The organism is Streptomyces sp. M-16, from assembly GCF_052114405.1.
In the GTDB taxonomy this organism is placed as follows: Bacteria; Actinomycetota; Actinomycetes; order Streptomycetales; family Streptomycetaceae; genus Streptomyces.
This window is the reverse complement of record NZ_JBFRER010000179.1, coordinates 1-10243: the sequence shown is the minus strand read 5'-3', so window position 1 is coordinate 10243 and position 10243 is coordinate 1. Positions and strand designations below refer to the sequence as shown.

7 protein-coding genes are annotated in these 10243 nt (G+C 73.3%); 5 read left to right on the top strand and 2 right to left on the bottom strand.

Features of this window, described 5'->3' with window-relative positions:
- Together AB4039_RS39690 and AB4039_RS39685 are read left to right on the top strand one after the other, a co-directional pair.
- A partial coding sequence (locus AB4039_RS39690; protein WP_442273056.1) for a DUF4352 domain-containing protein occupies nucleotides 1-1098 on the top strand: 1098 nt, incomplete at its 5' end.
- A gap of 69 nt (nucleotides 1099-1167) precedes the next feature.
- Complete coding sequence (locus AB4039_RS39685; RefSeq protein ID WP_266838740.1) at nucleotides 1168-2922, top strand: NAD+ synthase; 1755 nt, start codon at nucleotides 1168-1170, stop codon at nucleotides 2920-2922.
- Between the two features lie 83 nt (nucleotides 2923-3005).
- Here the strand turns inward: AB4039_RS39685 and AB4039_RS39680 are convergent, their stop codons facing one another.
- The gene (locus AB4039_RS39680) at nucleotides 3006-4034 is read right to left on the bottom strand and encodes an endonuclease/exonuclease/phosphatase family protein (protein WP_266838741.1); all 1029 of its coding nucleotides are present in this window, start codon (nucleotides 4032-4034) and stop codon (nucleotides 3006-3008) included.
- 306 nt (nucleotides 4035-4340) lie between these two features.
- Here AB4039_RS39680 and panB point away from each other — a divergent pair, with 306 nt between their 5' ends.
- From panB to AB4039_RS39665, 3 genes are all read left to right on the top strand, one after another.
- Complete coding sequence (panB, locus tag AB4039_RS39675) at nucleotides 4341-5201, top strand: 3-methyl-2-oxobutanoate hydroxymethyltransferase (protein ID WP_266838742.1); 861 nt, start codon at nucleotides 4341-4343, stop codon at nucleotides 5199-5201.
- Nucleotides 5202-5387: 186 nt separating this feature from the next.
- Nucleotides 5388-6407 (top strand): ATP-binding cassette domain-containing protein, encoded by a 1020-nt coding sequence (locus AB4039_RS39670; RefSeq protein ID WP_266838743.1) that lies wholly within the window; start codon nucleotides 5388-5390, stop codon nucleotides 6405-6407.
- Entirely contained in the window at nucleotides 6404-7255 is an 852-nt protein-coding gene (locus AB4039_RS39665) for an ABC transporter permease (protein WP_266838744.1), read from the top strand. Before AB4039_RS39670 ends, AB4039_RS39665 begins: the two co-directional genes overlap by 4 nt.
- Before the next feature lie 62 nt (nucleotides 7256-7317).
- Here the strand turns inward: AB4039_RS39665 and AB4039_RS39660 are convergent.
- Nucleotides 7318-10243: ATP-binding protein (locus AB4039_RS39660; RefSeq protein ID WP_442273055.1), on the bottom strand; the 2926-nt coding region annotated here is incomplete at its 5' end.

Here is a 10243-nt window from a genome sequence, read left to right as displayed (position 1 = left end):
GATCCGTGGGCGACCCCGGTCCCCGGCGCCCCGCAGCCCGCGCCCGCCCCGTCGGCGTTCGCACCGGTCAGCCCCGTCCCGGCCGCCCCTTCCGCGCCCGACGCGGGGGCGTACGGCGCTCCGGCCAACGCCTGGGCCCCGCCGCCGCCCGGCGGGCACCCCGGATACGGGGGCCCCGGGTACGGGGCGCCCGGCTACGCGGGGCCCGGCGGGCCGGGATTCCCCGGCCCCGGCCACCCCGGCTACGGCCAGGGCCCCGCCTACGGCCACGGCCACGGCGTCGCCGGATATCCCGTCGCACCCGCCGCGCCCTCCAACGGCCAGGCCGTGGCGGGCCTCGTCCTCTCCGCCCTCGCCATCGGGGTGGGCCTCGTCCCCTTCGTGTTCTGGGCCGGAGCCGGCCTCGYCCTCACCGGCATCGGCATCTCCATCGCCGGCCTGGTGCGCGCCAACCGCGGCGCCCCGCGCAAGGTGATGTCCATCGTCGGCATCGCCCTCGGCCTGCTGGGCCTCGCCGCCACCGTCGGCGGGTTCCTCTTCACCATGGCCATCGTCGACAAGTCCCTGGACCGCACCGACCACCACCGGGGCACGGACTGGTACGACGACCCCCAGTACGACCCGGAGTACGACCCGGACGCGTCCCCGGACGCCCGGCCCTCCCCGTCCGGCTTCACCCTGCCGCCGGACATGCCCTCCACGGGACCCGGCATCAGTACGCCGATCGCGTTCGGCCAGACGGTCACCTACCCGAACGGGATCAAGGTGAGCCTCTCCGTCCCGAAGCAGTACGTCAGCTCGAACAAGTACCTGCCGGTCGGCAACGCGGTGGAGGTGTCCTTCACCATCACCAACACCTCGAAGCGGCCCCACGACGTCATCTACGCCATGCCCAGCCTCACGGACGACAAGGGCGCCGAGGGCAGGCTCGTCTTCGACGGCCGGCTGCCCAAGCGGATCCAGGGCACGATCCAGCCGGGCGAGTCCGCCACCGGCACCGCCGCCTTCGAGGTCCCCGAGGGCACGCGCAGCGTCAGCGCCGAGCTCTCCCCCGGCATCCTGATGCCCGACGCGAAGTTCACCGGACCCGTCGGGTGACGCATCCGACCCCGTGAAAGCACCCGGGGCCCAGGACATCGCGTCAGAAAGACGATTACACTGGGCCCCGTGCCTCAACTACGCCTCGCTCTGAATCAGATCGACTCGCACGTCGGCAACATCGCCGCGAACGCCGACTCGGTCGTCCACTGGACCCGGCACTCCGCCGAGCAGGGCGCCCATCTGGTGGCGTTCCCGGAGATGGTGCTGACCGGGTACCCCGTCGAGGACCTCGCCCTGCGCGGTTCCTTCGTCGAGGCCTCCCGCGCCGCGCTGCGCGACCTCGCGCGGCGGCTCGCCGAGGAGGGTCTCGGCGAGCTGCCGGTCGTCGTCGGTTACCTCGACCGCACCGAGAAGGCCGCGCCCCGCCTGGGCCGGCCCGCCGGCTCCCCGGAGAACGCGGCCGCCGTACTGCACCGGGGCGAGGTCGTCCTGCGCTTCGCCAAGCACCACCTCCCCAACTACGGCGTCTTCGACGAGTTCCGCTACTTCGTGCCGGGCGACACCCAGCCGGTCATCCGGGTGCACGGCGTCGACGTGGCGCTGGCCATCTGCGAGGACCTCTGGCAGGAGGGCGGCCGGGTGCCCGCCACCCGCTCCGCCGGGGCCGGGCTGCTGGTCTCGATCAACGCCTCCCCGTACGAGCGCAACAAGGACGACCTGCGCCTCGAACTGGTGCGCAAGCGCGCCCAGGAGGCCGGCTGCACCCTGGCGTACCTGGCGATGATCGGCGGCCAGGACGAGCTGGTCTTCGACGGCGACTCGATCGTCGTGGACGCCGACGGCGAGGTCATCGCCCGCGCCCCGCAGTTCTCCGAGGGCTGCGTCCTCGTCGACCTCGACCTGCCGGCCGCGCGGTCCGACGCCCCGGAGGGCGTCGTCGACGACGGCCTGCGCATCGACCGCGTGATCCTCTCCGAGGAGCCGGCGGCCCCGTTCGAGGCGGTGGTGGCCGGCGGCTACGCCGACCGCCTGGACGACGACGAGGAGATCTACGACGCGCTCGTCGTGGGCCTGCGCGCGTACGTCAAGAAGAACGGTTTCCGCTCCGTCCTGATCGGCCTCTCCGGCGGCATCGACTCCGCCCTCGTCGCGGCCATCGCCTGCGACGCGATCGGCGCGCAGAACGTGTACGGCATCTCGATGCCCTCGAAGTACTCCTCGGACCACTCCAAGGGCGACGCGGCCGACCTGGCCGAGCGGACCGGCCTGAACTTCCGGACCGTCCCGATCGAGCCGATGTTCGACGCGTACATGGGCTCGCTGGGCCTCACCGGCCTCGCCGAGGAGAACCTCCAGTCCCGGCTGCGCGGCACCATGCTGATGGCGGTCTCCAACCAGGAGGGCCACATCGTGCTGGCCCCGGGCAACAAGTCCGAGCTGGCCGTCGGCTACTCCACCCTCTACGGGGACTCGGTCGGCGCCTACGGCCCCATCAAGGACGTCTACAAGACGGACATCTTCCGGCTCGCCGAGTACCGCAACCGGGCGGCCGCCGAGCGCGGCGAGACCCCGCCGATCCCGGAGAACTCGATCGTCAAGCCGCCGAGCGCCGAGCTGCGCCCGGGGCAGGTCGACACGGACTCGCTGCCGGACTACCCGGTGCTCGACGCGATCCTGGAGCTGTACGTGGACCGCGACCAGGGCCTGGAGGCGATCGTCGCGGCCGGCTTCGACCGCGAGCTGGTCGCGAAGACCCTGCGCATGGTGGACACGGCGGAGTACAAGCGCCGCCAGTACCCGCCGGGCACCAAGATCTCGGCGAAGGGCTTCGGCAAGGACCGCCGCCTGCCCATCACCAACGGCTGGCGCGAGCACGCGTAGCTCCTCCGCCCGTACGTACGCCGAGGGCCCCGGCCGCTCCCGAGAGGAGCGGCCGGGGCCCTCGGCGTGGACAAGGGGACGGGCTACGGCCGGACGGTCAGCCGGGCCGCCACCGGGAGGTGGTCGCTGCCGGTACGGGCCAGGGTCCAGGAGGCCTCCGGCCTGATGCCGCGCACCATGATCTGGTCGATCCGGGCCATCGGGAACTGCGCGGGCCAGCTGAAGCCGAAGCCGTGGCCGGCCGCGCCCTGGGTGGAGCGCATCTGCGAGGTGACCTCGGACAGGGAGCGGTCGTTCATGGTGCCGTTGAGGTCGCCCAGCAGGACGACCTTCTTCAGCCCCTCCGAGGCGAGGGCCGCGCCCAGCGCGTCGGCGCTGTTGTCGCGCTGGTTGGCCGTGAACCCTGCGTTGAGCTTGACGCGCACCGACGGCAGGTGGGCGACGTAGACGCCGACCTCGCCGAAGGGGGTGGCCGCGGTGGTGCGCATGGCGCGGGTCCATCCGAGGCGGATGTCGACGGGCTTGCTGGAGGTCAGCGGGTACTTGCTCCACACGCCGACGGTGCCCTCGACCGCGTGGTACTTGTACGTGACCGCCAGGGCCTTCTCGTAGACGGGGACGGCGTCGCCCGTGAGCTCGGTCAGGGCCAGCACGTCCGCCCCGGACTTGGCGACGGACGCGGCGGTGCCGCGCGGGTCGGGGTTGTCGGCGTCGACGTTGTGGGTCGCGACCACGAGGTTGCCGCCGCCGCCCGACTTGTCGGTGATCAGCCCGCCGAAGAGGTTCACCCACACCACGGCGGTCAGCAGTATCGAGATCAGCGCGGTGGCGGACTTGCGGACCACGGCGGCGACCAGCAGCAGCGGCACGGCCAGGCCCAGCCAGGGCAGGAAGGTCTCGGTGAGGCTGCCGAGGTTCCCGATGTCGTTGGGCAGCTCCGCGTGGAAGATCATGATCAGGGAGATCAGCGCGGCCAGGGCGGCGGTGACGATCCCGCGCCGCCAGATGCCCCGGTCGTGGCGCAGTCCGGCCAGTCGGCGTCGGAGACGGGATCCGGAGGGTCCGGGCTCTGCGCCGCCGTTCCCCGTCTCCGTCATGTACGCCTGTGCCATGCCATGTCCTCGCTGCCGTGCTCGCGCTCCGTCTCCGCCCCTTGACCCTAGGCGATGCACGGAGCCTTCAGTGCCGTCCTCGCGGCCGTACGACCGGGAGGACGAACGGCCGTGCGGCAAGGGTTCCGCTTGTCACGAAACGCGCACATTGGCTCGTGCGCGCCCGGAGGCGGGCCAGGAGTGTGACGTACGGGTCAGCGCGTCGGAACCCGGCCACTTCCGCGCACGGCGCCGAGGGTGCCACCATGGTGGGTGAGTCCGGGGACGCCGTGAGGGCGCCTCGAGATGACACAAGGAGCAGTTGCAATGACGCACGCCGTTTCGCCTGCCCGCGAAGCCTCCTCCCCCACCCTGTACGGGGGTGCGGGCACCCGGCGCATCACCGTCCGCGACCTCGCCCTCGCCAAGGAGCGCGGCGAGAAGTGGCCCATGCTCACCGCCTACGACGCCATGACGGCGTCCGTCTTCGACGAGGCCGGCATCCCGGTGATGCTCGTCGGTGACTCGATGGGCAACTGTCACCTCGGCTACGAGACCACCGTCCCCGTGACGATGGACGAGATGACCCTTCTGTCGGCGGCCGTCGTACGGGGCACCAGCCGGGCCCTGATCGTCGGCGACCTGCCCTTCGGCTCGTACCAGGAAGGCGCCGTGCAGGCCCTGCGCAGCGCGACCCGGCTGGTCAAGGAGGCCGGGGTCGGCGCGGTCAAGCTGGAGGGCGGCGAGCGGTCGCTGGCCCAGACCGAGCTGATCGTGCAGTCCGGCATCCCCGTCATGTCCCACCTGGGCCTGACCCCGCAGTCCGTGAACGCCATGGGCTACCGGGTGCAGGGCCGCAGCGACGAGGCCGCGCACCAGCTGCTGCGCGACGCCAAGGCAGCGCAGGACGCGGGTGCGTTCGCGGTGGTCCTGGAGCTGGTCCCGGCCGAGCTGGCCGCCGAGGTCACCCGGTCCCTGCACATCCCGACCGTCGGCATCGGCGCCGGGTCGGAGTGCGACGCGCAGGTGCTGGTGTGGACCGACATGATGGGCCTGACCGGCGGGAAGATGCCGAAGTTCGTGAAGCAGTACGCGAACCTGCGGAGCACGATGACGGACGCGGCGAAGGCCTTCGCCGAGGACGTGGTCGGCGGAACGTTCCCGCAGCCGGAGCACGCCTTCCACTGAGTCGCGCGGCCCCGCCGGATGGTGGACGAGGGCCCGCCGACACGACGTCGGCGGGCCGTCGGCTGTCCGCCGACCGGCCGTCGACCGGCTGTCGGTCGGCCGTCGGTCGGCCGTCGGTCGGCTGTCGGTCGGCCGTCGGTCGGCTGTCGGTCGGCTGTCGGAGCTTTGTCAGCGGCGGATGGTCCCATGGTGGACATGACGCGAAACGACAACGCTCCCCACGCCGTGGAGGTCCGGGGACTGGTCAAGCACTACGGCGAGACCAAGGCCCTCGACGGGGTCGACCTGGACGTGCGCGAAGGCACCGTCCTCGGTGTCCTCGGCCCCAACGGGGCGGGCAAGACCACCCTGGTCCGCTGCCTGTCCACCCTGATCGTCCCGGACGCCGGCACCGCCCGGGTCGCGGGCTACGACGTGGTCCGCCAGCCCCGGCAGCTGCGCCGCACCATAGGCCTGACCGGCCAGTACGCCTCGGTCGACGAGAAGCTCTCCGGCTGGGAGAACCTCTACATGATCGGGCGGCTGCTGGACCTGTCCCGCAAGGACGCCCGGGCCCGCGCCGACGAGCTGCTGGAGCGGTTCTCCCTGACCGAGGCCGCCAAGAAGGCCGTGATGAACTACTCCGGCGGCATGCGCCGGCGCCTCGACCTGGCGGCCTCGATGATCGGCCGCCCGGCCGTGCTCTACCTGGACGAGCCGACCACCGGCCTGGACCCCCGTACCCGCAACGAGGTGTGGGACGAGGTGCAGCGGATGGTCGCCGAGGGCGCCACCGTGCTGCTCACCACCCAGTACATGGAGGAGGCCGAGCAGCTCGCGAGCGAGCTGACGGTCATCGACCGCGGCAAGGTCATCGCCAGCGGGAAGGTCGACGAGCTGAAGGCGCGCGTCGGCGGGCGCACCCTGCGCATCCGGCCGGCCGATCCGGCCGACCTGCCGGGCATGGCCCGCGCCCTCGCCGAGACCGGGCTGGACGGCGTCGCCGGCTCCCAGGCCGTCCCGGACGAGGGGACGCTGCTGGTGCCGATCCTGGCCGACGAGCAGCTGACCGCCGTCGTCGGCCTGCTGGCGGCCCGCGGGTACGCCATCTCCGACATCAGCACCTACCTGCCCAGCCTCGACGAGGTCTTCCTGTCCATCACCGGCAAGAAGCCCACCGCCGAGGACTCCCTTTCCACCGAGCAGACCGAGGAGGTCGCGGCATGAGCACCGTAACCACGACGAAGCCCAGCACCCCGGCGGCCTCCCCGGCCGCCGGGCCGCCGCACCCGGCCGAGAGCCGGATCGGCCTGCGGGGCAACCTGCGGCACATCGGCGCCCTGGCCCGCCGCAACGTCCTCCAGATCAAGCAGGATCCGGAGTCGATGTTCGACGTCCTGTTCATGCCGATCATCTTCACGCTGCTGTTCGTGTTCGTCTTCGGCGGTGCGATCTCCGGCAAGGGCAACCAGGGCGAGTACGTCAACTACGTGGTCCCGGGCCTGATGGCGATGATGGGCATGAACATCGCGATGGGCGTCGGGACCGGGGTCAACGACGACTTCAAGAAGGGCGTGATGGACCGGTTCCGGTCCATGCCGATCGCCCGGTCCTCGGTGCTCATCGCCAAGATCGTGGTCGAGCTCGGCCGGATGATGGTCGCCATCACGATCCTGCTCGGGATGGGCTTCCTGCTCGGGCTGTCGATCAAGTCCTCGGTACTGGACCTGTTCCTCGCCATCGGGCTGTCGGCCGTCTTCGGCGCCTCGCTGATGTGGATCTTCATCCTGCTGGGTCTCACCATGAAGACCGCCCAGGCCGTGCAGGGCATGGCGATGCTGGTGCTGATGCCGCTCCAGTTCGGCAGCTCGATCTTCGCCCCGCCGACGACGATGCCGGGCTGGCTCCAGAGCTTCACGGACGTCAACCCGCTCTCGAACCTGGCCGACGCGGCCCGCGGCCTGATCAACGGGACCCCCCTCGGGAACTCCGTGTGGATCACCCTGGCCTGGTCGGTGGGCCTCACCGCCGTCACCATGCCGCTGGCCGTCCGCAAGTTCCGCCAGAAGACCTGATCCGGGCCGGTCGGTCCGTTCGGATCGCGTCCCGGACGGACCCCACGGGGGACGGCGGGGGATCAGATGAGGGCGGTGGCCTCCTCCAGGGTGAGGCCGCCGCCTTCGGCGTACGCGGCCTCGTACCCGGCGTCCCCCAGCTCCGCCCGCGCCAGCTCCTCGGTGCGGGCGGCGTCCTGGCGTTCGGTGGCCACGGAGAAGTGCTCGGGCGGCAGCAGCGCCCGGTAGGCCCCCATCAGCCGCGCGCCGTCGTACGCGCCGCCGGAGCCGCCCAGCGAGACCCGGGAACGGGCGGCGATCAGCAGGTACACCGCCGGCATGTGCGGGGCCATCAGCCGGGCCATCGGGTCCTGGACCATCCCCATGGCCGGGCGCAGCCGTTCGAGGGCCTCCGCGTACAGGCCCTCCTGGTTGTCGAGCCAGGCCATGGTGCCCAGCAGGAACCCGTCGAAGACGGCGAACGCCCCGAAGGCGAACTCCTCCCGCAGGCTCTGCAGCTGTGCGCGCGCCTCGCGGATCCGGCCCGTGCGGCCGAAGATGCCGGCGAGGAACATCCGGGCGGCGGGCACGGCCTCGTTGCCGTAGCCCTGCGCCGTGGCGGTGATCTCGTCGAGGAGTTCCTCGGCCTCCTCCATCCGGCCGCCCTCGGCGAGCACGCCGGCCATCCTGACCCGCAGGACCGTCACCTGCGCCTTGGCGCCGAGGCGTTCGGCGTAGGCGACCGCCTCGCGGTAGCACTGCCCGGCCAGGGCGAACTCGCCGCGCTTCTCCAGGGCCTCGGCGCGCGCGGAGAGCGCCTCGGCGCAGCCCCAGGCGTCGCCGAGTTCACGGAAGAGGGCCAGGCTCTCCTCGGCGTCGCGGGTGGCGTCGCCCGCCCAGTCGGCGCGGTTGGCGAGGATGTTGGCGCGGAGCTGGAGGGCGGTGGCCAGTTCCCAGCGGTAGCCGAGCGTGCGGGCGGTGGTGACGGTCTCGTCGACGACGCGCTGGAGCAGCCCCGGATCGCCCGTGATCATGACGGCGTAGATCCACAGCGAGCCGGGGGTGCGGCAGGTCTGCGGGAGTCCGGGACGGTAGGCGGCGAGGACGCCTTCGACCTGGGCGCGGACCTCCGGGGCGTCCCAGCCGGCGCTGCTCTGGTCCCGTGAGGCCAGCCGCACCAGGTGCAGGGCCCGCCAGGCCTCGGCCAGCGCCTCGCCGGAGTAGGGCGGGGGCGAGGCCACGAGCTGCTCGTACACGGGCTCGGCGGGGGTCACGGGCGCCGCGAAGGGGTCGGGGCCCAGGGCGGCGGCCGCTTCGGTCCAGTGGCGGGACTCGGTGCGCAGGTCGTGCATGTGCCAGTACCAGCCCAGGGAGTGGACGAGGCAGAGCACATCGTCGGCTTCCCGGCCGGCGACGGCGCAGCGCAGGGCGGTACGGATGTTCTCGTACTCGGTGGCGATCCGCTCGGTGGCGGCGCGCTGGCCGTGGCCGCGCAGCAGGGGCTCGGCGGTGCGGGCGAGTTCGCGGTAGTGGACGAGGTGACGGCGCTCGGTGGCGGGGCGGTCGCCGGGGGAACCGTCGAGGCGCTCGGCCGCGTACTCGGCGACGGTCTCCAGGAGGCGGTAGCGCATCCCGTCGACGCGCTCGTCGGGTTCGGCGACGACGAGGGACTTGTCGACGAGGGAGCCGAGGACGTCGGCGACGTCGAGGGTGTCCTCCGGCTCGGCGCAGACGGCTTCGGCGGCGGCCAGGTCGCAGCCGCCGGCGAAGACCGACAGGCGGGCGAGGACGGCCCGTTCGGAGGCGTCGAGGAGGTCCCAGGACCAGTCGACGACCGCGCGCAGGGTCTGCTGGCGGGGCAGGACGGTGCGGGCTCCGCCGGTGAGGAGGCGGAAGCGGTCGTCGAGCCGGTCGGCGATCTGGCGCGGGGTGAGCAGCCGCAGCCGTGCGGCGGCCAGTTCGATGGCCAGCGGCAGGCCGTCGAGGCGGCGGCAGATCTCGGACGCGGCGTCCGGGTCGTCGGCGGTGCTGAAGCCCGGCCGTACGGCGGCCCCGCGGTCGTCGAGGAGCGACAGCGCGACGGGGTCGGGCAGCGGTTCGACCGGGCGCAGGAACTCGCCCGGCACGCCGAGGGGTTCGCGGCTGGTGGCGAGGATCTGTACGCCGGGGCAGTGGGTCAGCAGCCGTTCCGCGAGTTCGGCGGCGGCGCCGACGACGTGCTCGCAGTTGTCCAGGAGCAGCAGGAGCCGGCGGCGCGAGCAGTGTTCGGCGAGCCGGTCGAGCGGGGCGTCCCCGGCGCGCTCGGTGAGCGCGCGCAGTTCCTCGGCGGCGGCGCCGCGCAGCTTCGTCTCACGGGCGCCGAGCGCGGCGAGGGCGGCCTCGGCGACGTCCTCGGGGTCGTCCACGGGCGCCAGCTCGACGAGCCACACCCCGTCGGGCCAGGCGCCGGAGCGGGGGGCGTGCCACTCGGCGGCCTCCTGGGACAGCCGCGTCTTGCCGGCCCCGCCGGGCCCGAGGAGCGTGACGAGCCGGGCCCGCGCGAGGTCCTCCCCGAGCACGTGGATGTCCCCCTCCCGTCCGACGAAGGAGGTGAGCCGCGCCCGCAGGTTCCCGGCGGGGGCCTGCGGCACGGGGTCGGGGGCCTGCGGCGCGGGTGCGGCGGGGGCCGGGGCCTGGGGCTGGGGCTGGTCCCGGTGCGCCCGGCCGGTGCCGGTCGCCGGGGCGGCAGGCGGGGTGGCTCCGCCCGGGGGCCGGACCCCCGCGGTCCCGGGGGCCGCAGGCGCCCCCGCGGGGCCGGGAGCGCCCTCGGCCGAGTGCGGGGCCGGGACGGACTCCCCGGTCCCGCGGACAGGACCCCGGGACGGCCCGCCCCAGGCCGCGACGGTCGTCGCCGGGGCGGCCTGGTTCGGGGCGGCCTGGTTCGGGGCGACCGTCGCCGGGGCGGCCTGGTCCGGGGCAGCCGGGTGCGCGGCGGCCGTCGCCGCGGCGGCCGGGTGCGGGGGCCGGGGT

What these genes read in the sequence shown, in the direction of transcription:
- panB (WP_266838742.1), top strand. Translation starts at nt 4,341, where the DNA reads ATGACGCACGCCGTTTCGCCTGCCCGCGAAGCCTCCTCCCCCACCCTG.
- AB4039_RS39680 (WP_266838741.1), bottom strand. Translation starts at nt 4,034, where the DNA reads ATGGCACAGGCGTACATGACGGAGACGGGGAACGGCGGCGCAGAGCCC.
- AB4039_RS39670 (WP_266838743.1), top strand. Translation starts at nt 5,388, where the DNA reads ATGGTGGACATGACGCGAAACGACAACGCTCCCCACGCCGTGGAGGTC.
- AB4039_RS39665 (WP_266838744.1), top strand. Translation starts at nt 6,404, where the DNA reads ATGAGCACCGTAACCACGACGAAGCCCAGCACCCCGGCGGCCTCCCCG.